This is a genomic window from Flagellimonas myxillae (assembly GCF_023502235.1).
Taxonomy (GTDB): domain Bacteria; phylum Bacteroidota; class Bacteroidia; order Flavobacteriales; family Flavobacteriaceae; genus Flagellimonas; species Flagellimonas myxillae.
In genome coordinates, this window is the sequence record NZ_JAMFLY010000004.1 from 62,230 (window position 1) to 85,117 (window position 22,888).

Annotated in this window: 23 protein-coding genes; 5 read left to right on the forward strand and 18 right to left on the reverse strand. The window is 43.9% G+C overall.

What is annotated here, in order from left to right; all coding sequences use genetic code 11:
- Positions 1-41: 41 nt before the first annotated feature.
- The 3 genes from M3P07_RS15525 to M3P07_RS15535 are packed head-to-tail and all read right to left on the reverse strand — an operon-like array spanning position 42 to position 3,268.
- Entirely contained in the window at positions 42-995 is a 954-nt protein-coding gene (locus tag M3P07_RS15525) for an AAA family ATPase (RefSeq protein WP_249970846.1), read from the reverse strand.
- A gap of 4 nt (positions 996-999) precedes the next feature.
- Positions 1,000-2,436 (reverse strand): peptidylprolyl isomerase, encoded by a 1,437-nt coding sequence (locus M3P07_RS15530; protein ID WP_249970847.1) that lies wholly within the window; start codon positions 2,434-2,436, stop codon positions 1,000-1,002.
- Complete coding sequence (locus tag M3P07_RS15535; protein ID WP_249970848.1) at positions 2,387-3,268, reverse strand: peptidyl-prolyl cis-trans isomerase; 882 nt, start codon at positions 3,266-3,268, stop codon at positions 2,387-2,389. Before M3P07_RS15535 ends, M3P07_RS15530 begins: the two co-directional genes overlap by 50 nt.
- A gap of 116 nt (positions 3,269-3,384) precedes the next feature.
- Between M3P07_RS15535 and M3P07_RS15540 the strand changes: the two genes are divergently transcribed.
- From M3P07_RS15540 to M3P07_RS15555, 4 genes are read left to right on the forward strand one after another with little or no spacing between them, the layout of a single operon-like run.
- On the forward strand, positions 3,385-3,837 hold the full coding sequence (locus tag M3P07_RS15540; protein ID WP_249970849.1) for an SRPBCC family protein: 453 nt from the start codon (positions 3,385-3,387) through the stop codon (positions 3,835-3,837).
- 5 nt (positions 3,838-3,842) lie between these two features.
- A complete protein-coding gene (locus tag M3P07_RS15545) occupies positions 3,843-4,103 on the forward strand; it encodes a hypothetical protein (protein ID WP_249970850.1) in 261 nt (86 codons plus the stop codon).
- The gene (locus M3P07_RS15550) at positions 4,090-5,247 is read left to right on the forward strand and encodes a serine hydrolase (protein ID WP_249970851.1); all 1,158 of its coding nucleotides are present in this window, start codon (positions 4,090-4,092) and stop codon (positions 5,245-5,247) included. The genes M3P07_RS15545 and M3P07_RS15550 overlap by 14 nt, the downstream gene beginning before the upstream one ends.
- Positions 5,244-5,756 (forward strand): SRPBCC family protein, encoded by a 513-nt coding sequence (locus M3P07_RS15555; protein WP_249970852.1) that lies wholly within the window; start codon positions 5,244-5,246, stop codon positions 5,754-5,756. Before M3P07_RS15550 ends, M3P07_RS15555 begins: the two co-directional genes overlap by 4 nt.
- An 18-nt stretch (positions 5,757-5,774) precedes the next feature.
- Here the strand turns inward: M3P07_RS15555 and M3P07_RS15560 are convergent, their stop codons facing one another.
- The 14 genes from M3P07_RS15560 to ftsY all read right to left on the reverse strand — a co-directional run bounded on the left by M3P07_RS15560 (position 5,775) and on the right by ftsY (position 20,543).
- Positions 5,775-7,100 (reverse strand): GntP family permease, encoded by a 1,326-nt coding sequence (locus tag M3P07_RS15560; RefSeq protein ID WP_249970853.1) that lies wholly within the window; start codon positions 7,098-7,100, stop codon positions 5,775-5,777.
- A 62-nt stretch (positions 7,101-7,162) separates the two neighbouring features.
- Positions 7,163-8,320 carry a galactonate dehydratase gene (gene dgoD / locus M3P07_RS15565; protein ID WP_249970854.1) on the reverse strand — a complete coding sequence of 386 codons (1,158 nt, stop codon included), beginning with the start codon at positions 8,318-8,320 and terminating at the stop codon, positions 7,163-7,165.
- Complete coding sequence (locus tag M3P07_RS15570) at positions 8,301-8,954, reverse strand: bifunctional 4-hydroxy-2-oxoglutarate aldolase/2-dehydro-3-deoxy-phosphogluconate aldolase (protein ID WP_249970855.1); 654 nt, start codon at positions 8,952-8,954, stop codon at positions 8,301-8,303. The genes dgoD and M3P07_RS15570 overlap by 20 nt, the downstream gene beginning before the upstream one ends.
- Entirely contained in the window at positions 8,951-9,961 is a 1,011-nt protein-coding gene (locus M3P07_RS15575) for a sugar kinase (protein ID WP_249970856.1), read from the reverse strand. Before M3P07_RS15575 ends, M3P07_RS15570 begins: the two co-directional genes overlap by 4 nt.
- Positions 9,958-10,683, reverse strand: a complete 726-nt coding sequence (locus tag M3P07_RS15580; RefSeq protein WP_249970857.1) for a FadR/GntR family transcriptional regulator — start codon at positions 10,681-10,683, stop codon at positions 9,958-9,960. The genes M3P07_RS15575 and M3P07_RS15580 overlap by 4 nt, the downstream gene beginning before the upstream one ends.
- A gap of 94 nt (positions 10,684-10,777) precedes the next feature.
- Positions 10,778-12,400 (reverse strand): Gfo/Idh/MocA family protein, encoded by a 1,623-nt coding sequence (locus tag M3P07_RS15585; protein ID WP_249970858.1) that lies wholly within the window; start codon positions 12,398-12,400, stop codon positions 10,778-10,780.
- Entirely contained in the window at positions 12,400-12,885 is a 486-nt protein-coding gene (locus tag M3P07_RS15590) for a DoxX family membrane protein (protein ID WP_249970859.1), read from the reverse strand. The genes M3P07_RS15585 and M3P07_RS15590 overlap by 1 nt, the downstream gene beginning before the upstream one ends.
- A 92-nt stretch (positions 12,886-12,977) precedes the next feature.
- Entirely contained in the window at positions 12,978-14,285 is a 1,308-nt protein-coding gene (gene rimO, locus M3P07_RS15595) for a 30S ribosomal protein S12 methylthiotransferase RimO (RefSeq protein ID WP_249970860.1), read from the reverse strand.
- Positions 14,286-14,341: 56 nt separating this feature from the next.
- On the reverse strand, positions 14,342-16,105 hold the full coding sequence (locus M3P07_RS15600; protein ID WP_249970861.1) for an amidase family protein: 1,764 nt from the start codon (positions 16,103-16,105) through the stop codon (positions 14,342-14,344).
- Positions 16,084-16,947, reverse strand: coding sequence for a DUF2911 domain-containing protein (locus M3P07_RS15605; RefSeq protein WP_249970862.1), 864 nt, complete (start codon positions 16,945-16,947; stop codon positions 16,084-16,086). The genes M3P07_RS15600 and M3P07_RS15605 overlap by 22 nt, the downstream gene beginning before the upstream one ends.
- 4 nt (positions 16,948-16,951) lie before the next feature.
- The gene (locus M3P07_RS15610) at positions 16,952-18,355 is read right to left on the reverse strand and encodes a sialate O-acetylesterase (protein ID WP_249970863.1); all 1,404 of its coding nucleotides are present in this window, start codon (positions 18,353-18,355) and stop codon (positions 16,952-16,954) included.
- Between the two features lie 42 nt (positions 18,356-18,397).
- Positions 18,398-19,168, reverse strand: a complete 771-nt coding sequence (locus tag M3P07_RS15615; RefSeq protein ID WP_249970864.1) for a hypothetical protein — start codon at positions 19,166-19,168, stop codon at positions 18,398-18,400.
- Between the two features lie 18 nt (positions 19,169-19,186).
- The gene (locus M3P07_RS15620) at positions 19,187-19,585 is read right to left on the reverse strand and encodes an RDD family protein (protein WP_249970865.1); all 399 of its coding nucleotides are present in this window, start codon (positions 19,583-19,585) and stop codon (positions 19,187-19,189) included.
- A gap of 1 nt (position 19,586) precedes the next feature.
- Positions 19,587-20,543, reverse strand: coding sequence for a signal recognition particle-docking protein FtsY (gene ftsY / locus M3P07_RS15625; protein WP_249970866.1), 957 nt, complete (start codon positions 20,541-20,543; stop codon positions 19,587-19,589).
- A 218-nt stretch (positions 20,544-20,761) separates the two neighbouring features.
- Here ftsY and M3P07_RS15630 point away from each other — a divergent pair, with 218 nt between their 5' ends.
- The gene (locus M3P07_RS15630) at positions 20,762-22,651 is read left to right on the forward strand and encodes a hypothetical protein (RefSeq protein ID WP_249970867.1); all 1,890 of its coding nucleotides are present in this window, start codon (positions 20,762-20,764) and stop codon (positions 22,649-22,651) included.
- A 51-nt stretch (positions 22,652-22,702) separates the two neighbouring features.
- Here the strand turns inward: M3P07_RS15630 and M3P07_RS15635 are convergent, their stop codons facing one another.
- Positions 22,703-22,855 carry a DUF4295 domain-containing protein gene (locus tag M3P07_RS15635; RefSeq protein WP_073181591.1) on the reverse strand — a complete coding sequence of 51 codons (153 nt, stop codon included), beginning with the start codon at positions 22,853-22,855 and terminating at the stop codon, positions 22,703-22,705.
- Between the last annotated feature and the right edge of the window lie 33 nt (positions 22,856-22,888).

Genomic DNA, 22,888 nt, shown 5'->3' on the forward strand with positions numbered 1-22,888 from the left:
AGGAATTAGAATCTACTAAATAAGTGGGGTAGAAATTGAATTTATAATAATTCTGAGATGATCTGCTCTTCAGATATGCCTTCTGCCTCCGCTTTATAGTTCTTTAGGATTCTGTGACGAAGTATTCCCAAAGCAACAGCTTGCACGTCGTCCCTGTCTGGGGAGAACTTTCCGTGGATTGCAGCATGTGCTTTGGCTCCCAAGATCAGATTTTGGGATGCGCGGGGTCCAGCGCCCCAATCTACATAAGTGTTGATGAAATCTGAAGAATCCGGCATGCCAGGACGTGTCTTGTTCACTAGGCGTACGGTATAATCAATAACGTTTTCGGGTACCGGTATCCGACGGACCAAATGTTGTACGGCGACAATGTCATCGGCATTCAACAAGGTTTTAAGCTCCACATGTTCGTCTGTGGTAGTGGATTTAACCACTTGTTTCTCTTCTTCCACAGAAGGATATTTAAGCTCAATGGCAAACATGAAACGGTCCAATTGGGCTTCCGGCAAGGGATAGGTCCCTTCTTGTTCTATTGGATTTTGGGTGGCCAACACAAAATAGGGCATCGCCAGTTTATGCTGCTCCCCTGCAATGGTCACCGCTTTTTCCTGCATGGCCTCCAACAGGGCGGCTTGCGTTTTGGGCGGGGTACGATTGATCTCGTCCGCCAAAATAATGTTGGCAAACACAGGCCCCTTAATAAACTTAAAATTCCGGTTTTGGTCCAACACTTCGCTTCCCAAAATATCGCTTGGCATTAAATCGGGCGTAAACTGGATTCTTTTAAAATCGAGCCCTAATGTTTGAGCTATGGTGTTCACCATAAGGGTTTTGGCCAATCCTGGAACGCCTATCAACAGTGAGTGACCCCCCGTATAAATGGAAATTAAAATTTGTTCGATTACCTTTTCCTGTCCAACTATGACCTTGGCAATCTCATCCTTTAGCTCCTGATGTTTTTTTACAAGGTTTTCTACTGCTGCAACGTCTGACATGCACCTACTCCTTTACCCAGTTATTTGCAAAATCGCAGCCCTTGTTTTCAGCATTTACGTGAATGTAGGTATCCTCGATATGTTCGTCCATCCACTCTTTAATGGCCTTGAATTGCTTTTCGCGCAATGCCAATTCCTGAATTTTGAGGTAATCCTTGGCAAAATCGGCCTTGTGTTCGTCATATCGGTTGGAAATCTTCATGATTTTGAACTTGGGAGGTCCGCCTCTAGGATCATCCTCTTTTAAGGGTCTGGAAATCTCCTCGTCCTTAAGATTTCTCACCTGGTTATATAGGGCGGGGTCCATGTTGGTAAGTTCAAATCGGGAACCATAATTGATCGGGTTCCGTAGTATACCGCCATCATTTCTGGTCTCTTTCTCATCGGAGAAATTTAAAGCAGCTTCCGCGAAGGTATACTTACCATCCAGAACATGTTGACGAATGGTATCCAACTCCTTAACCGCAGCATCCAAAGCGCTTTGCGGGATTTCAGGAATCATTAAAATATGTCTTAGGTCCAATTCCTGGCCCCGAATTTTTTCAATAAAGATGATGTGGTACCCAAAAGGGGTTTCAAAAGGCTCGGAAATCTCACCTTCCTGCAAGCTAAAGGCCACATCCTTAAATTCTTTTACAAAGGGAGTTTCCCGGGTCATGCTGTAGAATCCGCCTTTGGATTTTGATCCTGGATCCTGGGAATACAATATTGCCTTCACATTAAAACTGGCATCATTGTCCTCCACATCCTGCTTAATCTGCTGCAAGCGGTTAATGACCTTTTGCTTTTCCTCTTCCGGGGCGGTGGGTTGTTTCACAATTTGGGCAATTTCCAATTCTGCGCCAAATACGGGTAACTCTTCTTCCGGAATTTTGCTGAAAAATTGGCGCACCTCCTCTGGAGTAACCTCAATTTCCTCTATGATACTACCTTGCATCTTTTCGGAAAGCATACGCAATTTGTTGATTTCAAAAAGTTCTTCCCTAAAGCTTTCGATATCGGGCTTTTTATAGAACTTTAGTACTTTCTCCATGTTTCCTACTTGAGCCACCAATTGTTGAATCTGCCTATCACTTTGGGCATTTACCTGATCATCGGAAACCAACAAACTATCCTGTACTGCCTGATGGGCGTACAAACGGTCTTCCATCAATTTGCCCAAAAGGCTGCAACGGGTGATATCTTCAGTTGAAGCTCCTTGGCTTTTTAGATCTATCAGGGTTTTATCCACATCAGAATCCAAGATTACGTAATCCCCGATCACTGCGGCTATCCCATCCAGTTTCACCCGGGTTACCGATTCTGTTGAGTCAGCTTTGACCACTGTTTGGTCCAAATCCTGGGCTTGCAGCATTCCTGCCGCCATAAAGACCAAAAGCCCAAATACTCTTTTATTCCGCTTTTCCATAAACCTCAAATTCTTTCTTCTTAATCGCTTCATCAATTATTTCCGTTTCCAGCTGTTTCACATAATCCATTCTTCTTCGATTCAAAATCAGCTGTCTAATATCTGGTGCGATATACTCAAAAGGAGCTATATCGTTAATTTCCAATACATCCGTCACCTGTCCCAAATATACCTCCAAGGAATCCTGTATTTCAAAAAATTGTGATTTTTTTAAGTAGTCATCTTCATTCAAGGGAGTTAAAGGCGGGATTTCTTCCATTACCCTGGACAATCGTACCCAGATGGAATCGTTGAAATGTATTTTCTTGAATTGGATGGCAATCGAGTCCAAATAAGTTCTGTCCTCTTCGGCCCATTCCTTCATTTTTGTAACAACATCTTCTTTGTCCAAAAATTGGGTAGGTAGTCCAATAAACCGAAGTTGAACCAACTTTTCACCAAGTTTAAAGTTCTCCTTCTCCTTTTCGTAATACTCCCTTAACTGGTTTGTGGAGACCGCCGTATCCTGTTCTTTAAAGACCAATGCCTCCACATAGGCCCGGGTATACAAATCGGCTCGATAATCCGAAACAAGACGGTCAAACTCAGTCAACTTTTGTTCCGGCAGGTTTATTTTGGATTTGGTAAGCAGCAGCTGCTTCGAAGCCCAGTTATTGATATAATTGGTTACAAAAAGTGCACTGTCTTGTGGGGACATATCATCCCGAAGTAGGTGCGCAACATCGTCCTTATACAAATATTCCTCTCCTACCCTGGCCAAAGGGATCTTCTCGGACTTTTCCCTAAACAGGGCATCACAAGAAGAGAAAAACCAAAGACCTACCGTCAAGATTAGAAATAGTGTTCGCTTTTGATTGCCATGCATTGCGCAAAAATAACAATTACTTAAACCCCTACAAGTAGGTTTCGCAACCGTTAACAGATTTTTAGTAGGTAAGGATAACTGCATATTTTCTTACATTAGTAGCAGAACCTATGCGTATGAAATATACTTGTGAAATTACAGTGGACCTTCCACGCGATGAATTCCTAAAAAAATTGGATAATCCAGACAACATGAAACACTGGCAACGTGGTCTTCTGGGCTACGAGCATTTATCCGACAAACCGGGGGCTGAAGGCGCTAAAATGTCCTTAAAATACCAAATGGGAAAAAGAGAGATGGAGATGGTTGAGACCATTTTAAAACGTGCTCTTCCTGATGCGTTCCATTTGTCCTATGATGCCAAGGGCGTGCACAATATCCAGAAGAACTTTTTTATTGAAGAAGATGGAAAAACCAAGTGGGTATCGGAAAGTGAGTTCCAATTTTCTGGGTTTGGAATGAAGTTAATGGGGTTTTTAATGCCCGGTGCTTTTAGAAAACAATCCATGAAATATCTGAACGACTTCAAGGCATTTGCCGAAAATGGCACCTCCGTTTTAGATCAATAATCGATATGGAAAAAGTACTGGACAGAAAAATAAAGCTCATTTGGGACTTTCGCGGCCCAGGTGCGGAAAGAACTGCTGAACACTACCAAAAGCACTTGGAAGAGTTTATCATCATCGAAGAACTTAAATTCGATATCACAGGGCATAAACATGTTAGTCCTACCCACAGCATTGCATTTATGGTTGTGGCAGAATTTGAGTTGGATGAAGTCAAGGACATACTTAAACCCCATAGGGGCGAAGTTTATTTGGATGGCTACCATTAGTGCATTGTTAAATAGAGGGGTAAGATTGCTTTTTGGCCTTTCCATTATCTGCGCTTCTTGCGGAAAGGCACCTTCCGGTAATCCCTTGGAGTTGGCCCTTGCTTCAGAAAACCCAAATATCAAAAGGGTAATGGATAGTTTGGAACAATATGAGGTTCAAATACGCTATACCCAAATTGATCGTAAAAATGACAGCGTTGTCTTTACCGATTACAACTTCCAACTGGATAAAGACCGCTATTTCTATCCAGCAAGCACCGTAAAATTTCCCGCTGCTGTTGCTGCCTTGGAAAAGTTAAACGAGGTGGATTCTCTAACGGTCCATACCCGGTTTTATGTTGAAGGAGATTCTGTTGAGACTACTTTTGCCAAAGCAGTTTCCGAGATTTTTGCGGTTTCTGACAATACCGCCAACAACAGACTCCTTGAATTTTTGGGTCAGGATGATCTTAACGAACGCATGCGGCGAAGACACGTGGAGCCCATCCGTATTGCACATCGCCTGTCGACCTCAAATGCCGATGATGTCGCCACAAAATCTCTGGTCATTTATCTCAACGATTCCACTACGGCCCACAGCCAACCCCTATTTAATACTTATCCTAAAAACTTGGAAATAACAGGTGTTCTAAAGGGAAGCGGATACTATGATGACGAGGGATTACAGCACGAAGCCTTCGACTTTTCCCTAAAGAACCACTACCCTATTGAAGCCCAACATGCCCTGTTAAAAAGGATTATTTTTCCCGATAATTTTCCGCTCGAAGAACGCTTTGATTTGAGTGAAGAGCAACGCGAGTTACTTCTTGATGCCATGTACACGCTTCCAAAGGAAGTAGGGTACGACCCAGAAACATATTACGACAGCTACGTAAAATTCTTCATGTTCGGGGATTCGGATGAACCCATGCCCGAGCACATCAAAATTTATAACAAAGTGGGATATGCTTACGGAACCTTAACGGACTGTGCTTATATTCAGGATGTTAAGAACAATATTGAATTTCTGGCCACTGCTACTATTTTGGCCAATAAAGATGGTATCTTTAATGACAACGTCTACGAATACGATGAAATTGGCATCCCATTTTTGGCAGAATTGGGAAGGGAACTTTACAAGTATGAATTAAATCGAAAACGATGAGTCAACTAACTTTTGACAGTTTCACCAAGAAGATTTTTATCAAATCTACCATGGAGAAATTGTATTGGTGTTGGGGAACGGCAGCTGGAATTACCTCCTGGTTTTTGAGCAATGCACTATACATCTCGGCCAATGGCGATCAGCGTACCGGGGACGAAAACATCCAGGCCGGGGATAGTTACACTTGGAAATGGCACAATTGGGATGGGGAAGAAAAGGGCACTGTACTCAAGGCCAATGGCAAGGATTTTATGGAAATCTCCTTTGCCGACAGTAAGGTTTCGGTACATCTGGAGCATCATAAAAATGCGGTCTTGGTCAGTCTTAAGCAATATCAAATCCCAACGGATGAAACCAGTAAACTCAACATCCACCATGGATGTAGCAATGGTTGGACCTTCTGGCTGGCCAATCTAAAGGCCTACTTGGAACATGGAATACTACTGAACGAAACTGAATTTGATTTACGGAACATTCCATTATCCGGCTATGAATTCGTGAACATGTAGCCTTTTGGGCAATACCCTTTATCCTGCCATTATTTGGGAAATCAAGAGAATAATACAAATGGCAGTAAGTCCAAAAACCAAGGTTCCTACGGTTTGAATCTGGTTTCCTTGCCGTATGTTCATCCCTGTAAGCTCGGTAAATACCCAAAAAAAACTGTCATTGGCATGGGAAACAACTGCGGAACCTGCTCCAATGGCCAGCACGGTCATCGTCTTCATAAAAGGAGCATCCAAGCCCAATGCAGGTAAAATAGGCGCCACAATGGAAGCAGTGGTGATCAACGCTACGGTGGAAGAGCCCTGGGTAGTCTTAAGGCATGCAGCGAGTAGGAATGGAAACAACAATCCTATATTGATGTCCGACAAGCTGTTTGTAATGACCTCCGCCATTCCAGAATTTTGTAGCACCTTTCCAAAAATCCCTCCTGCACCGGTTATCAACAGAATTGGAGCAGCCAATTTAAGGGCATCTCCCAACCAACCCGATGCGGCATATATTTTTTCATCCAACTTTTCGGGCAGGAGTAGGGTCAAAGCCACCCCTATCAGTAAGGCAATCATGGGTGTACCCAAAAAAGCCACCAAGGGATACAGTGCACTTTCTGTCAACCCAAATCCTGGATAATCAAATATTGACTTGACCACAATTAGGAATATGGGTACAATAATGGACAACAGGGATTTCCACAATTTTGGCAAATGGGTTGGATTTTCAATGGTTTCCAATCGATATGGGATTTTGATCTTGGAGGCTACCCTCTTTGCAAAGAGATAACAGGTCCCCAAGGACAATAAGCTTACGAGTATCCCCCATCCCACAACGCTTCCCAATTGGGCGTCCAAAATACCCGCCGCAGCGATTGGACCGGGTGTTGGTGGCACCATTACATGGGTGGCCGTTAAACCCAATGCCAAGGCCGCCGTAGTTCCGGCATAGGAAACTTTTGCCTTATGGGACAAAGCTTTATTCAACGAATTCATCATTAGGAAGGCACTATCTGCGAACACCGGGATGGACAATACATAACCCGTGAGCATCATGGCCAAATGGATGGATTTTTCACCTATCTGTTTTAAAATGGCATTGGCGATAACAAGTGCCCCTCCGGATTTTTCCAAGACGGTCCCTATTACCACTCCGAAAAAAATAATCAATCCTATTTTCCCCATGATTCCTCCAAAACCATCATTTATAGAGGAGATAATTAGGGAAACATCCATACCTACCAAAAATCCATACCCAATGGCAGCCAACAGCAACACAAAAAATGGATGAATCTTGAATTTGACAATACCCAATACCAAAAAAGTAAGGGCCAACAACAATGCAATGATGTACAACATAAGATGATAGCTAAGGGAAATTTATTATATATAGTTCATTTGTAAAGCTTTAAACCAAAACATTACCATTCAGCCAAACTGCCATCTTGGTTCCTCCAAATAGGATTGCTCCATTGGTGTCCAACTTTTTGGGCTTCTCTTAATTTTTCCTCATCAATCCGTACGCCCAATCCAGGTTCTTTTAGCAGGGATATATAGCCGTCCTGCAAGTCAAATACTTCTGGGTTTTCCATGTAATCCAAAAGGTCGTATCCTTTGTTGTAATGAATGCCCAAGCTACTTTCTTGAATACAAGCATTTATGCTTGTGAAGTCTATTTGAAGCGCAGAGGCCAAGGAAATTGGGCCCAGCGGACAATGTGGCGCCAAAGCCACGTCATAGGCTTCTGCCATGGAAGCAATCCGTTTAACCTCGGATATACCCCCAGCATGGCTTAGATCAGGCTGGATGATGTCTACCACTCCCCTATGAAGAATTTCCTTAAAATCCCATCTGGAGAACATCCTTTCCCCAGTAGCTATGGGAATTGGGCTGTAGGCGTAAATATGGTCCAATGCTTTGTTGTTTTCGGCTAAAACGGGCTCTTCAATAAACATGGGTCGATAGGTGGCCAATTCATCAATAAGAGGCTTCACCATACCTTTGTGTACCCGGCCGTGAAAATCCAACCCAACGTCCAGACCATCCCCGAACTCCTCGCGCAACAACCGAATGTTGGCAGCTACATTTTTTATTTTTTTAGTTGAATCTATCCATTCAAACGCACCGGTGGCATTCATTTTAACGGCCTTAAACCCCTGATCAACTTTGGACTGGGCCTGTTCAATGATTACCTCCGGGGTGTCCCCTCCTATCCAACAATACATTTTCATTTTCTGTCTAACCGCACCCCCTAACAATTCATGTACCGGGACACCCAAGGCCTTTCCCTTAATATCCCAAAGGGCTTGGTCAATTCCGGCCAATGCACTCATAAGAATGGGTCCTCCCCGATAAAAACCTCCTCGATACAAGGTTTGCCAAATATCTTCTATAGCTGCTGCAGGGCGTCCGATCAGCTGTTGGGAAATTTCGTGGACGCAAGCGGCAACTGTATCCGCTTTTCCCTCCACAACGGGTTCGCCCCATCCGATGATACCCTCGCCGGTAGTGATTTTCAGGAATAACCATCTAGGAGGAACCTTGAATAGTTCAATATTTTCAATCTTTATCGAATCCACGAATTTTATTTAAGCGTTCAACAAACCTTGTAGCATTCTGTTCCAAGGTATTTAGATCTTCAATGGTTTGAATATCTGACTTCACCAAGGCACTTCCAATTCCGACTCCGTCTATTCCCGCTTCAAACCAATCTTGCATAGTATCCTGATCGATACCTCCAACTACAAAAAACTTTACGTTGTCAAAGGGTCCTCGTAGGGATTTGTAATAGGACACTCCCAAATTAGCTGCGGGAAACAGTTTTACGATATCGGCCCCAAAAGCCACAGCATTGGCAATCTCCGTAGGGGTAAAAGCTCCCATTACCACCGGAATATCAGCCTTTTTTGCTTCAGTAACTATAGTCTCGTTGGTATTGGGAGTAACCAAAAACTGGGCACCAGCTGCAATGGCTTTTATTGCCAACTCCTTGGTTGTAATGGTTCCCGCCCCAATCAGGGTAGCAGAGTAATTGCTCCTCGCTTTGCGTATCTCCAAATCAAAATTGGGAGTATTGGAAGTGATTTCAAGCACCTTGATTCCGCCGCGGACAAGATGATGCACCGCCTGGGAAACTGCTTTTTCCTGCTTCAAGCGAACAATGGAAATCGCCTTTTCCGCTAAAATCTTATGTAGTATCTCCTTTTTTTTCATCGAATCACATGTCCTGATAAATTACCATCCATGATCGAAAAAATCTCTTCTTCCGAGCTTGTGTGCAAATCCCCTTTTATGGTGTGTTTTAGTGCAAAAGCTGCAGTGGCGAACCCGATGGCCTGGTCAATTTCCCAAGCTTTGTCCAAGGCATGTAAATAGGCCGCGGCAAATGCATCACCGGTACCAAAACGATCTTCAACTTCAACATTATAAGCCCTTGAACCCACAATTTTACCATTGTGCATGGCCATTCCATGAAGTCTGTTTTGGGAAGCAGACGGATGTTCCCGTATTGTAAAAGCAAGATTCCCAACATTAAATAGCTTACTTGCCTTCTCAATGGCCGCTTTGGTACTATCCACGACATCTGAACCGGGGAATTTGAGTCCATACACATCTTCCAAGACACCCAAATTGGCAAAAACTGTATCCGAACATGGGATAATTTGATCAAATATGGCTTTGGCCGTTTTACCATCTGGCCATAGGCTCCTTCTAAAGTTTAGGTCAAAACTGACCTTAACATCCATCTTTTGAGCCGTTTTAGCGGCCAATACAGTTTCTTTTGCACATTGCTCGGACAAGGCTGGTGTTATCCCTGAAAGATGAAGCCATTTCTTGTTTTTTAGTATCCCAGCCCAATCCAATTCCCCTTCCGTTATTTGACTGATAGCCGAACCTTCCCTATCATAAACTACCCTCGAAGGTCTGATAGATGCCCCAAGTTCAATAAAATAGGTTCCCATTCGCATTCCTCCCAACACAACCTCATCGGTGGAGACCCCAAATCGCTTGAGGTTCAGTAGGGATGCTTGCCCCAAGGGATTATTTGGGACCTTGCTTATAAAATCAACTTGGTTTTTCAAACAAGCAAGGGAAACGGCTACATTGGATTCTGCCCCTGCATAACCTACCGTAAATTCACTGCTCGTTAACAACTTATTTCCTTTTACCACGGGGGTAAGTCGAAGCATAATCTCACCAAAAGTGACAAATCCCATCATTTGTTCAATGCCTTTATATAGTTTTCGCGGGTAACCTTTAAGTGTTCCTTCATAAAATTCTCAGCCCTTAGCGGATGTTTATCCACAATGGCGTTAGTTATCATTTGGTGGTAATAGAGCATTTTCTCCTTTTCCTTATCCAAATTGTCGGTAATTGTCTTTCCAAAAACATTGTACTTAAACTTTGGCATGAGGTTAAAAATTGGGTCCACCAAAAGATGAAGCACAGGATTCTCAATGCAATCGAGTAAAATTCTATGGAATTGGTTATCCAGTTCCGCTTCTTGCTTTTTGTCATCCAGTGGGCACAGCCTCATTTTTTCCATATTGTCTTGTAGCAAGGCAATGTGTTTTGGCTTTCTGATCACTGCGGATTTAGAAGCGATCAAAGGTTCGATCATAGCCCGGGCATCTATGGTTTGCAGCATCACGTCCTCATCGGAGGACAAACCAAAGAATAGATTTAGTGTCTCGGAGGCGTTCTGGATACTCATTTCTGAAACATACACCCCGCTTCCCTTCCTTACATCCACGATGCCTTTGGCACTCAAGCCTTTTATAGCCTCTCTTACCACAGTCCTACTCACGTTGAAAATGGAACAGAGTTCATTTTCCGTGGGTATTTTTTGCAAGGGCAGGTATTGACCCAGTCTAATGGCCTTGGTCAATTCAGTTTCCACATGTCCGCTAAGCGATTCACGTTTTTCAATGGGTTCAAACATAACCTATCGCCGTACTAAATTTATAATACATCATACAAATTTAGAAAAAATATGTTCGTTGTAAGTTACTACTGTTATAACCGGTGGTTAAAGTTTAGCTTTCAGAGGTTTCCGCGACTGGTGCCGCCCATTGCCCATTGGCCAACAGGACTTCGTCAAAATTAATTCCTGGGATGGGTTTTAGTACTTCTTTGTCCACGTCCCATTCAATTTTGCGGCCCAATTTCCAAGATAATCCGGCCATATGAGCGGCAATGGCCTCCTCAAATCCTTCTTTGATTCCACAACTTACCTTGCCCCCATTCTTGATCACACTTAACCATTCACGTAGGTGCAAAAAGGTGGAATCCACACGGACCCCGTTGATGTAGGTCCACATCAGTCCCTTATCTGCAAAATATTGGGAAGTGGCCGATGAAATTGCGTCCGGCACATTGGCAGCAGGATTATATTGATAAATGGGAACCTTGGGCTGCATTTTTCCCAATTCCAGCATATCCCCATATCGTGTTGAGGCCCCATCCGGCCAAACCGTGAGCCTATTGCCCAGTTCCATGGTGGCATCATGGCCCATCAATACTGTGGGTCTACTAAAAGAATTTCCCAAAGAAGCACTATAGCAAAATGTCATTCCATTTTCCTTTCCCTTATTTTGACTACTTCCGGTAGAATAATTGGGAAACTCCATATTCACCTGCAATACATCGGGTACATCCCGACCATCATTGTGGGTATAAATGCCTCCTGAGGCACTTACAGATTCGGGAATACCCATATTCAAAACACAATTAAGGCGGTCATAGTCGTGGGTAAGCAAATCGCCAGAAAGCCCTGATCCATAGGCCCACCACTTTCGCCATCTAAAAAAGTGGTTTTTGTTAAAGGGGACCTTAGGTGCCGATCCCAAGAATTGCTCCCAATCTATAGTCTGCGGACTGGCCTGCTCATGAATATCATAATTCCAAGCCCCATTGTCATCATTCCGATTGGTGTTGGTCTGTATTAACGATACATGCCCCAAGGTTCCTTTTTCCACAATATCCCTAGCTGTCCGAAAACTTAAGGTCTGCCTGTGTTGGTGACCCACGGCAAAAGTAGCTTTGGACGCTCTTGCCGCTTCCCGAAGCCTATAGGTCTCTTCCACGGTGTGCGTCATGGGTTTTTCCACATATGCGCTAACATTGTTGTTAAGCGCTTCAATGGCCATTGGTGCGTGCCAGTGATCAGGGGTAGCGATAACCACCGCGTCCACATCTCCGCTACGTATCATGGAAACATAGGTATCGTACCTTTTGATTTGGTTGTCCTCCGTGTTGAAGGATCTCAATGCTTTTTCTGCACGTACGTCAAACACATCACAAATCCCAACCAATTTGATGTTCAGCTTGTCCTGATTTTCAAAATCCTTCAAGGCGGAATGGTTCGGATCTTCTTCCGCCGCCAATCTCATGTCCTCTTTCCATTCTTGCGTTGCAAATCCCAATGACCGGCAAAGTTGCTCCCCCCGGATTCCAAACCCGATAATGCCAACTTTTATGGGTTCTCCCTCGATTCCCGGGACGGTTGGAGGCAAGGACGGCATAATGTTCAATTGTTCCAATATTTGGGAACGTTCCTTCATTTTTCTGCCAACACCAGCTGCACCGGCCCACCAAACTGCTCCTAAAATGGGTAATCCCCCTAGTCCTTTTAATAAATCTCTTCTTGTCCAGTCCATTATTGTTGCGTTTTGGTTAATCTTCTTTCTGAAAAATATGCAAGACCAAAAACTTGGCCTGTTGGGAAATTGTAAAGTAGGATACATGCAACCAACTCAATGAGGTTTTTGTTCACAATCCAATAATTTCCTTCTACGTTGATTTGTTGAATTCCAGGTAAGGACGGATGTGCCAAGTAGTATAAGCTTAGCAGCCCTACACCCACAAGAGCGCCTTTCTTTTCAAAAATCCCAAGCAACAAGGTAATCCCGACAGTCAGCAAGGCGACCATATTGAGCACATCTACCCATTGAAGCATTGGTTCTTGGGCAAGCATGGTAAAAAGTGGTTTTAAAGGTCCCTGGGCCGAAGCCAAATACCCAAAAGAGGTCCATTCCGGATTGTACAATTTAGTTACCCCCTCATACAGAAAATGCCATCCAATAAGAATTCTGAGCAGGGTAATACTGATCTTGACCTTTCGGTCCGTAGTAGTATTGGCCATAGTCCTTGATTTTGATTTTATGCAAACAAATCAAAACTACAAGGAAAAATTAAATTCCAAAATGATATTTATCAAGAGCTTGAAGGCATGAATCAAGGATTCACAGGTTTTCCAAACAAATCGAAATCCGAGGCTTCAGTAATTTCCAAGGATACAAAATCCCCAACCTTAACATAGTATTGGGTTGCATCAATGAGTACCTCGTTATCCACATCCGGGGAATCAAATTCGGTTCGGCCCACAAATTGGTTCCCTTCTTTTCGGTCGATGATACATCGATAAGTATTCCCTACCTTTTCCTGATTCAATTCCCATGAAATCTGGGATTGTAACTCCATAATTCCGTTGGCCCGTTCTTGTTTTACCGCCTCTGGAACATCATCTTCCAAACTAAAAGCATGGGTGTTCTCTTCATGGCTATAGGTAAAACAACCAAGGCGCTCAAAGCGCATTTCCTTGACCCATTCCTTAAGGGTTTCGTAGTCTTCTTCCGTTTCACCAGGGTATCCAACAATCAAGGTGGTGCGTATGGCCATTTCAGGAACTGCTGCCCTAAAATCCTGTAGCAACCTTGTTGTTTTCGCTTTAGTGGTCCCTCTTCGCATACTTTTAAGTATAGGGTCTGCAATATGCTGAAGGGGAATATCGATATAATTACAAACCTTAGGCTCCCTTTGCATGACCTCCAAAACATCCATTGGAAAACCAGTGGGAAATGCATAATGCAACCGAATCCATTCAATGCCCTCGACCTTTGCAAGAGCTTCGAGCAACTCGGCCAGGTTTCGTCTTTTATACAGGTCCAATCCGTAGTAGGTAAGATCTTGTGCAATTAAAATAAGCTCCTTTACCCCATTTGCGGCCAGTTTTTCCGACTCTGCCACCAATTCTTCCATCGGTTTGCTCCTGTGCTTTCCACGCATCAAGGGAATGGCACAAAATGAACATGGCCTGTCACAACCTTCAGCAATTTTTAGGTAGGCATAGTTTTTCGGGGTGGTGGTCAACCGTTCTCCGATAAGTTCATGCTTGTAATCTGCTCCAAGGGCTTTTAATAGATTGGGCAGGTCGCTGGTCCCAAAATACTCATCCACATTTGGAATTTCTTTTTCCAAATCCGGTTTATAGCGCTCACTCAAACAGCCAGTGACAAACACTTTGTCCACATCGCCCGCTTCTTTTCTCTGTACGTACTCCAAAATGGTGTTTACACTTTCCTCCTTTGCATTGGCTATAAATCCGCAGGTGTTGATCACCACTATGTTACCTTCCTCCTCGTGGGCCACTTCTTTATTATTGGCCCTGAGTTGACCCATAAGCACTTCGGAGTCGTAGACGTTTTTGCTACAACCTAAAGTGACCACATTGATTTTGTTCTTTTTAAGGGATTTGGTACGCATATTTCCTGTAAATGGGGTGCAAAAATACAAAAGTTAATCCCATGGATTGGTAATTCTTAATCAATAAAGGCCACTGGAATTTTTCGCGCCTTGGTCAAAGTTTCGAATGCCTTGCCCAAGGCATACAACTTTCCTTCTTGGAACTGCTTCCCAATAAAGGTCAAATTCACAGGCTCCCCAGAATCGCGATACCCCATAGGTACGGTAAGAGCAGGGTATTCGGCTGCAGCAGCCGCTCCTGCATCATAATTGTTAATGGACAGTATGGCATCTAACTGATGTTCGTTAAAGGGAGTGTTGAAATATGTGCGTCCATTGTTTTTGAGTCGCTTTTTGATTGCTTCCAAACCTGCCGCAGAGGTGGTGTCTGCCATAATTCCATCCAATCGAGCTTGCCCGTACGGAATCCTGGTAGTGCTATCCTTCAAATTAAATTCCACGACATCCGCAACATCCTCCACAAGTACAAGTTCCTTATTCTTCGATTGTAACTTGATGTATTGCGGTAGATCATTTTTCATATCGATGTTGAGTATGGAAAGGAATCCATCGAAATTGAGTTCGGGGGGTTCAAATTGAATAACGGTAGCACCTGCGGACTTCAACTTTTCCATAGTCGCCCGGTAAATGGAATCACTTTCCATATAGTTCTTAAAGACGCCAAATCTTTTACCCTTTAGGTCCATATCTTCCGAATACCAATTCTCCGCCCAATTCGCCTGCACGGATTTTTCGTCCTCAATGTCGAATCCCCGCATGGCGTCCAAGAGTATTCCATTGTCAATAACATGCTTGGTCATGGGGCCCGGCGTGTCCAAAGTGCTCGAAATAGGCACAATTCCCGTGCGGCTAAGAAGACCAACGGTCGGTTTCATACCCACCACAGAATTTTGACCAGATGGTGATAAAATGGACCCTGAGGTTTCCGTACCCACAGCAGCCACTGCATAATTCGCAGCCACGGAGGTACCACTCCCCGCACTGGAGCCTCCTGTATCAAAAACACGTCTTCCATAGGGGTTCAATGTCTGCCCCCCAATGGCACTTTGCCCGTTGGGGCACTCACAGATAAAGTTTGCCCATTCACTTAGGTTAACCTTTCCCAAAATCAACGCACCGTTCTCCTTTAATCGGTTTACGATAAAGGCATCATCGGTTTGGTTGTCCTGCAAGGCAATGGCTCCCGCCGTAGTGTTCATTGCTGTGGCACCGATATTATCTTTAAGCAAAATGGGCATCCCATATATAGGATGATGTCCTTCGGCATTGGCATCCAAGGCTTGGGCTTCCTCCAATATGTTGGGGTTTATGGCAATCACTGTGTTCAGGGTGGTCTCATTGGGCAATTCGTACCGATAAATCCGAGTCAAATAAAACAGCACCAAATCCGAATAGGTGAATTTTTGCTCTGTAATATGAGCTTGAATGGTCGGGATATCCTGTTCCAAAACCCAAGGTCGCATCATTTCATACTTCTCATTGGGAAATTCAGAGACTGCCGCATGTAAGGGAGTAAAAACAGCATTCTTGTCCAAAACCTTGGACTGAATGAACTTAAATCGCATGCGCTCCTTTTCGTGATCTGCATTTGCGGCAACTTCAAGCGAGTCGTTATACGGGGTCCACAGTGGAATTGAGACTTCCTCTTCCTCAACCTCTGGATCATCCTGTACTTCAGGTGCTTCTACTGTCGGGTTTCCAGCTTCTTTTTTTTCCAAAAACTGACAGGATTGAAATGACAAAAACAGTATCAAAACGGCAATTGGTGATATGATTTTAATTCTTCCCAATACTTTTATTATTTGATCAACTTTTCCCATGCATCAATATTTTTTTGATTCATTCGAACAAACTCATCCTTGCCCAGATTTTTTGCAATTTCCAGGGAAGTTTTAGCCGATTTAATCGCTGCTGGGTAATCTCCAAGTTTGGCTTGCACCAAAGATTTGACCCTGTGGAAATAATAGGTGTCGCCTCCCAATTCCAAAGCTTTGTTCAAATATCCCAAAGCCCGTTGGTGCCCTAATCCCTGTTCTTGTAGGTAACGCGCTGCCTCATAATAAGTCATTGCCGATGGATTTTCTTCCAACTGCTTCGCAATTTCCTTTTCCATTTGGGAATGGGTATCCACCTCAAAGGGTATGGACACCGAGGTATTCGCCCAAACTAATTTCATCTTGGCAGAATTATGGGTAATCGAATCAAATGCAATTAAAAAACTTTCCTGGTGATATGATGTTTGCTGCGGTTTAACCGAAATCCGAAATACATCTTCGCTTGGATTATAGTTTGTACGACCATCGCCCCAATGGGCAGTGTTGCTATGGAAGGCAATCTGCCATGAATCCCTTTCAGGAAAAGCGTATAAGGCGTAAGTCCCTGCGGGTAATTGATTTCCCATAATGTTCATGTCGGTGTCCACGGTTATTTTAGTGGATTCGTTGGCTCCCACACGCCAAATTCTTCCGTAGGGAACCAAATCGCCAAAAATACTACGTCCCCTAGTGGCTGGACGGGAATAGGTCACGGTTATTTTGGAAAGACCCACCCCTTGCTCAATTTTGGCCAAAGGACTTGCTCTTGGATGTGTGAGCTGTGCTTCCGCATGAAAAATCAGCAAAAAGAAAAAAACACTTACCAATATGAGTTTACCCGTCCGCATCCAATCAATCCAAATTTAGTTCCCATTGGTCGGTCCTAAATCCGGATGCGGGCAACCCTTCAGCGTTGTACAAATTGGGAAGAGCCTTGTCATAAAAGGCAAACCTTACGGCAACTGGTGCCTTGACTTTTTTGGAGGACACTTCAACCAGATTCCCCTTGATTCTTGCCTTGGCCTCATAAAATTTCTTGTCCGCACCGGCTATGTAAAATTCCTTAAGCTCTTTTCCATCCATTTTTAGACCGTTTTTGGCATGGTCGAAGGTCAAAACAATTTTGTTCTTTTTTACTTCCATTTCCTTATACACCGGCCCGCTGTAGGCAACATCCTTTACCCCATAGGTTTTGGCCAAGGCCCATAGGGCCAATCTTCGCCCTACCTCCTGTTTATTGGTTGGATGGATATCTTTTAGATTTCCAATGTCGTTGGTAACCGCCATTCCAGTTTTTGGGACGGATTGCATGGTGTATAATTGGGCATCCCGTACCACTGCCGCTTTAATATCCTTTTTATCCTTGTCATAATCGAAGGGAGCAATTTGAGCGAAATAAAACGGAAATTCCTTCTTCCAACCCGCTCTCCAAGAATCGATTAGCAATGGGAATGACTCGTAATACGATATTGCATTATCTCGGTTCGACTCTCCTTGGTACCAAATGGCCCCGGCAATATTAAATTTCAACAAGGGATGGATCATGGCGTTGTAGGTCACACCCGGTTGTTCCGGCCACCATTCAAATTCGGAGAGTTTTTTGGCAGCTGCGTTTAACCCGGAGTTACCTTCAATCAAATCTTTGGGAATCCATACCTCCACAGGGGTACCTCCCCAATTGGAACTGATCAAGCCAATCGGCACCGATAAGCCTTTATGCAATTTTCTTCCAAAAAAATAGGCCACCGAACTAAAATTTTGCATTGTTTCCGGAGAGCAGGACATCCATTCCCCCGGAGAATCATCTTGCGGAGTGGTCGATTTCCACTGGGGCACTTGAAAGAACCGGATTTTCGGAAAATTTGCCTGTTCAATTTCCTCCTGGGCATTATCCAAGCCCATGTTGGGCGTCCATTGCATATTGGATTGACCGGATGCTATCCAAACCTCCCCGATCATAACGTTGGAAAAGGTTATTTCTTCGTGGCCCTTGATGGTCAACGTATAGGGTCCACCGGCAATGGGAGTGGGCAATTGCGCCGACCAAACACCCTGATGGGCCTTAGCGGTAACTGCTTCATTGTTCCACGATCCCGTAATGGTAATGGTTTCACTGGTTGCCGTGGTCCAACCCCATATGGTTGCGGTCGATTGTTGTTGCAAGACCATATTGTCCGAAAGGATGGTCGGTGTCCAAATTTTGGCAACGGAGATGTGTGCCCATAATAACAAAATAAAAAATAGTATTCTTCCCATGTCAAGGTTCAATTGGTTATTTATAAGGTTATGTAAAACTCCTTATTTTGGAGTACCCAAAAGGTACAAAATAACTCCGGGACCTGATTTTACCCGTTCAATTTCCCAGGTATAGGAGTCACCCCCATCCAATTCCGCCACCAAGGCCTTCATTTCCTTAACGGAATAGGTTCTTAGTGAAGAAATCACCCCATCCCAAAGCACAAACAAGGGGACTATGGGGATAAGATAGGTAAAGAGAATTCTCCCCCATTTGAAGGGTCTTATAAAGGGAGTGGACAATAAAACACTTATGGGAGAAAAAAGCATCGCCAAAAGGCTGGATAAGCTGCGTTCCTGGGCCTCAAAAACCCCGATAACACTCTTTGCGTCAACCGCGTTTTGCAATATTAGTTTGGCATCCTTGGGCCTAAAGTGATGCAAGGACAGAAATTGGGTTCGAAAACCCTTCAGGTGCGTTGGAACTTTTCGGGCATCGACAGCAGTGGCGATGTACTCAAAATTATGGGCTTGTTTTTTTGTGAATTCAAAAGCTTGTAGGTTGGGGTAAAAATCCGTCAGCACAATTTTAAGGTCTGGACGGCTCTTTTTCAATTCGGAATTTAACCAAAGTAATCCCCCTCCGCCGCCTGAGCCCAAATCAAGGATTTGGTTGGTTCCGTTGGCCTCCAATCCTTTTTCGAGAACAGGAAGAATAGGTTTATAGAGTTTGGTTTTGTTCGATAAAAATTGAAGGAAATCGGTGCCGTAGTCACGTAGAAAACTGGGAAACCACTTTTGATCTTCAAATTCGAACAAATGGATTCTTCCCATACCGTATCGGCTTTTGATTTATTTTTCGTTTTTGACGTCCAATACAATTGATCCCACTACAAGATCGTGCAATGCCTGTTTTTTATCAGAGCTAGTGACCGTTAAAAGGGAAAGCCAGCCAAATAAGGTTTTTACCAAAAACCTAACAATCGCCAAGGGGAAAAGAATATGCTTGCCCGGGTCACTTTCGCGCCTTACGGTAATTCCTCCATAGCTATGGCCAATTGTGCCTCCAAAAGCACTGGTAAAAATAGGATCGTACAAAATGGCAATCAAGACAAAAGCCACGATTCTCGCATAATTAGGAACGTGTTCGAAGGAGGCAAAAAGTTCGGAAATAAGATACATGGCACAAATCAGGATTATGGCATCGATAACCACAGCCTTTATTCGATTTGGTAGTATAGCGTAATCCATGTTACAGCTTGAAAAAGGAATCTACAAATTCATATTTATTGAAGACCTGCAGATCATCTATTCCTTCACCTACTCCAATATACTTCACAGGAATCTGAAATTGATCGGAAATCCCAATGACCACTCCACCTTTGGCCGTTCCATCCAATTTGGTAACCGCTAAGCTGGTCACTTCGGTGGCCTTGGTAAATTGTTTGGCCTGCTCAAAGGCATTTTGTCCAGTAGACCCATCCAAGACCAATAACACATCATGGGGAGCATCTGGCACTACCTTTTGCATAACGCGCTTTACCTTGGAAAGCTCGTTCATAAGGTTGACCTTATTGTGTAATCTACCAGCTGTATCAATTAGAACAACATCCGCCTGGTCTGCTACGGCAGAATTCAGGGTATCGAACGCCACCGATGCCGGATCACTTCCCATTTTTTGTTTGATTATAGGTACTTCCACCCTATTGGCCCATACCTCTAATTGGTCTATGGCAGCGGCCCTAAAGGTGTCACCTGCCCCTAACACAACTTTTAAACCTTGGTTCTTAAATTGATGTGCCAGTTTTCCAATGGTGGTGGTCTTGCCCACGCCATTAACCCCAACAACCATAATCACATAGGGCTTTTTATCCTGTGGGACCACAAACTCTGTATCTTCCCCAAGGTGGGTTTCTGAAAGAAGTCCAGCTATCTCCTCACGTAAAATCGTATTCAGTTCCTCGGTCCCCAAATACTTGTCACGGGAAACGCGTTCCTCAATACGTTCTATAATCTTAAGCGTGGTATCCACCCCCACATCGGAGGTGACCAAGACTTCCTCCAAATTATCCAATACCTCATCGTCTACCTTGGATTTTCCAGCAACGGCCTTGCCCAATTTTCCAAAGAAACTGGTTTTGGACTTTTCCAGGCCCTTGTCCAAAGTTTCTTTTTTGTCAGAAGAAAAAATATTTTTAAAAAGACTCATAATGCATTCGCCATCAAGCTGTCAAAGATAGGAAAGTAAGGGGAGTTTTGTTAACGCCCCAATGGGCTAATTTGTTCGAAATTTTGGGGGTGAATTCGCTTTTTCGTGGTTTTCAACACCAAAATCCTCCATTGACCCATGTATTTGGCAGCTTCACAACAATTTCTGGGTAACCTTTGCTCCTCCTATTATTTTTAAGCTTTTAATATCCTATTCCCATGCATAAAGGATACAAATATCCCATGTTTTTTTTGCTGCTGATGTTATCCTTGCGTGGCGTAGCACAAGACACCTTTTCCGATACTTTTAGTGCAGTTTCCTATGCAAACGACAATGGCAACCAGAACTGGTCGGGCAACTGGCAAGAATCTGGGGATGATAATTCTGCTTCCGGGGGCTACATTAGAATTACTGGAAATGAGTTAAGATTTCGCTATATATGGTCTGAAACTATTCGAAGAGCGGCTGACTTGAGCTCCTACACTTCGGCCATCTTAACTTTTGATTGGCGTACCGACAGTCTTGAATCAGGGGAAACCCTGATAGTGGAAGCCTCGAGCGACGGGTCTTCGTTTACCACCCTAAGTACATTCACTGGAACCCAGAGTGGCACATTCAACCAGGATATTAGTTCTTACATGTCCAGCACGACCACCATACGATTTAGCAAAGGGGGCGCCAACTGGTCTGGAAATGACGATACGGTCTATATTGATAACGTACTTATAACGGCCACTGCCGCACCCATTATAGATACTGATGGGGATACTATTGCCGACTCGGTCGACCTTGACGATGACAATGACGGTATGACCGATGAGGAAGAATATTGCACCACGGCCAATGCCACTTTTTTGGTGTCTGCCGACGTGGGTACAAGGTCTGTGGTGGTAAACCATACGGATACCGGATTTTTACGATTGGATTTTTCCTCCATGGACAACTCCTTTCAGCTTGACGTTAACGGAACTACGGTACACCCTTCCATTTTAGAGTTTGAAAGCGGTGCCTTGGGTACTGGGGAAGAGTATTTTGTGTTTCAATCCGATGGAGCTTTTATCTCCTCGCCTTGGGTGTCCAATTCCAATGGTCTTCCGAGATTACGACTTATTGTTGATGAATCGGGCAATGCTAACTTGTATGGAACAAGAACCTCTAGTTCAACCGTGTTGGAACCCATGAGGGCCCAAGCCAGCACTCCGTTCAATACCATAACCTGGGTACCTGGCAACCCTAATGTATTTACGGTTACCAACCAAGCAGGACCCGGGCCTGAAGGTTTTAGCGGGAATCTGTTTGCCAGTGCCATCTGCGATACGGATGGAGACGGTATAAGCAATGAATTGGATTTGGACTCCGACAATGATGGTATTTACGATATCGTTGAATCTGGGGTATTGGCAGAATCTGGCGTAGCCGATGCCAACAATGACGGGGTCATAGATGGAGCCACAAGTGGTTCGGGATCCAACGGATTATTCAATAGTATAGAAGACAATGACACTGCTTACGCCATACTATCTTATTCGGTCTTGGATTCGGATTCGGATGGCACCTATGATGCATTCAGTCTGGACGCCGATGCAGATAGTTGTAATGATGTCACAGAAGCTGGATTCACAGATGACAATGGGGATGGTCTTTTGGGGCCACTTCCAGTAACGGTGGACGCCAATGGAGTAGTTACAAGTGGTTCTGATGGGTATTCCACTCCGGATGACGGCGACTCCAATACCACCTATGATTATAGGGAAGCCGGAGCTGCTCCAACTATTACAACCCAACCTACAGATGTTACCACTTGTCCAGGTTCTGGATGTGTGGCCAATTTCTCCGTTACTTCAGGGGCGGATTCGTTCCAATGGCAACTATTTAACGGTTCTACTTGGGACAATCTTTCCGATACGGGTATTTATTCGGGAACTGCCACAAGCACATTGACCATTACCGCACCAACGCCAAGTGAAAACAATAATCAATATCGCGTGGTTTTGGTAAACTTAAGTTTTGTTTGTGATGACACCACTTCGAACACAGCCACCTTGTTCACAAGGGTCGACAACGTAATTACAAATCGAGGGATAACCTACCGAGTGGATAAAAATTAGGGCAAAAAAAAACCGCTTAAAAAGCGGTTTCCAATTTTTTCTAGGGATTGATTACTTTTTGTTCAACCAATCGTTTACCAATTCTGGCGCCATAACCGACTCCACGAAAGTATAAGCTCCTGTTTTTGGAGATTTTACCATTTTAATGGCCTTGGTCAATCTTTTGGATGATGACTGAAGCGTTGCTACTGTTTTCTTTGCCATGGCTTACTTATTATTGTTGGATTCTACTGTGTA

What these genes read in the sequence shown, in the direction of transcription:
- M3P07_RS15525 (WP_249970846.1), bottom strand. Translation starts at nt 995, where the DNA reads ATGTCAGACGTTGCAGCAGTAGAAAACCTTGTAAAAAAACATCAGGAG.
- M3P07_RS15530 (WP_249970847.1), bottom strand. Translation starts at nt 2,436, where the DNA reads ATGAAGCGATTAAGAAGAAAGAATTTGAGGTTTATGGAAAAGCGGAAT.
- M3P07_RS15535 (WP_249970848.1), bottom strand. Translation starts at nt 3,268, where the DNA reads ATGCATGGCAATCAAAAGCGAACACTATTTCTAATCTTGACGGTAGGT.
- M3P07_RS15540 (WP_249970849.1), top strand. Translation starts at nt 3,385, where the DNA reads ATGAAATATACTTGTGAAATTACAGTGGACCTTCCACGCGATGAATTC.
- M3P07_RS15545 (WP_249970850.1), top strand. Translation starts at nt 3,843, where the DNA reads ATGGAAAAAGTACTGGACAGAAAAATAAAGCTCATTTGGGACTTTCGC.
- M3P07_RS15550 (WP_249970851.1), top strand. Translation starts at nt 4,090, where the DNA reads ATGGCTACCATTAGTGCATTGTTAAATAGAGGGGTAAGATTGCTTTTT.
- M3P07_RS15555 (WP_249970852.1), top strand. Translation starts at nt 5,244, where the DNA reads ATGAGTCAACTAACTTTTGACAGTTTCACCAAGAAGATTTTTATCAAA.
- M3P07_RS15560 (WP_249970853.1), bottom strand. Translation starts at nt 7,100, where the DNA reads ATGTTGTACATCATTGCATTGTTGTTGGCCCTTACTTTTTTGGTATTG.
- M3P07_RS15570 (WP_249970855.1), bottom strand. Translation starts at nt 8,954, where the DNA reads ATGAAAAAAAAGGAGATACTACATAAGATTTTAGCGGAAAAGGCGATT.
- M3P07_RS15575 (WP_249970856.1), bottom strand. Translation starts at nt 9,961, where the DNA reads ATGATGGGATTTGTCACTTTTGGTGAGATTATGCTTCGACTTACCCCC.
- M3P07_RS15580 (WP_249970857.1), bottom strand. Translation starts at nt 10,683, where the DNA reads ATGTTTGAACCCATTGAAAAACGTGAATCGCTTAGCGGACATGTGGAA.
- M3P07_RS15585 (WP_249970858.1), bottom strand. Translation starts at nt 12,400, where the DNA reads ATGGACTGGACAAGAAGAGATTTATTAAAAGGACTAGGGGGATTACCC.
- M3P07_RS15590 (WP_249970859.1), bottom strand. Translation starts at nt 12,885, where the DNA reads ATGGCCAATACTACTACGGACCGAAAGGTCAAGATCAGTATTACCCTG.
- rimO (WP_249970860.1), bottom strand. Translation starts at nt 14,285, where the DNA reads ATGCGTACCAAATCCCTTAAAAAGAACAAAATCAATGTGGTCACTTTA.
- M3P07_RS15600 (WP_249970861.1), bottom strand. Translation starts at nt 16,105, where the DNA reads ATGGGAAAAGTTGATCAAATAATAAAAGTATTGGGAAGAATTAAAATC.
- M3P07_RS15605 (WP_249970862.1), bottom strand. Translation starts at nt 16,947, where the DNA reads ATGCGGACGGGTAAACTCATATTGGTAAGTGTTTTTTTCTTTTTGCTG.
- M3P07_RS15610 (WP_249970863.1), bottom strand. Translation starts at nt 18,355, where the DNA reads ATGGGAAGAATACTATTTTTTATTTTGTTATTATGGGCACACATCTCC.
- M3P07_RS15615 (WP_249970864.1), bottom strand. Translation starts at nt 19,168, where the DNA reads ATGGGAAGAATCCATTTGTTCGAATTTGAAGATCAAAAGTGGTTTCCC.
- M3P07_RS15620 (WP_249970865.1), bottom strand. Translation starts at nt 19,585, where the DNA reads ATGGATTACGCTATACTACCAAATCGAATAAAGGCTGTGGTTATCGAT.
- ftsY (WP_249970866.1), bottom strand. Translation starts at nt 20,543, where the DNA reads ATGAGTCTTTTTAAAAATATTTTTTCTTCTGACAAAAAAGAAACTTTG.
- M3P07_RS15630 (WP_249970867.1), top strand. Translation starts at nt 20,762, where the DNA reads ATGCATAAAGGATACAAATATCCCATGTTTTTTTTGCTGCTGATGTTA.
- M3P07_RS15635 (WP_073181591.1), bottom strand. Translation starts at nt 22,855, where the DNA reads ATGGCAAAGAAAACAGTAGCAACGCTTCAGTCATCATCCAAAAGATTG.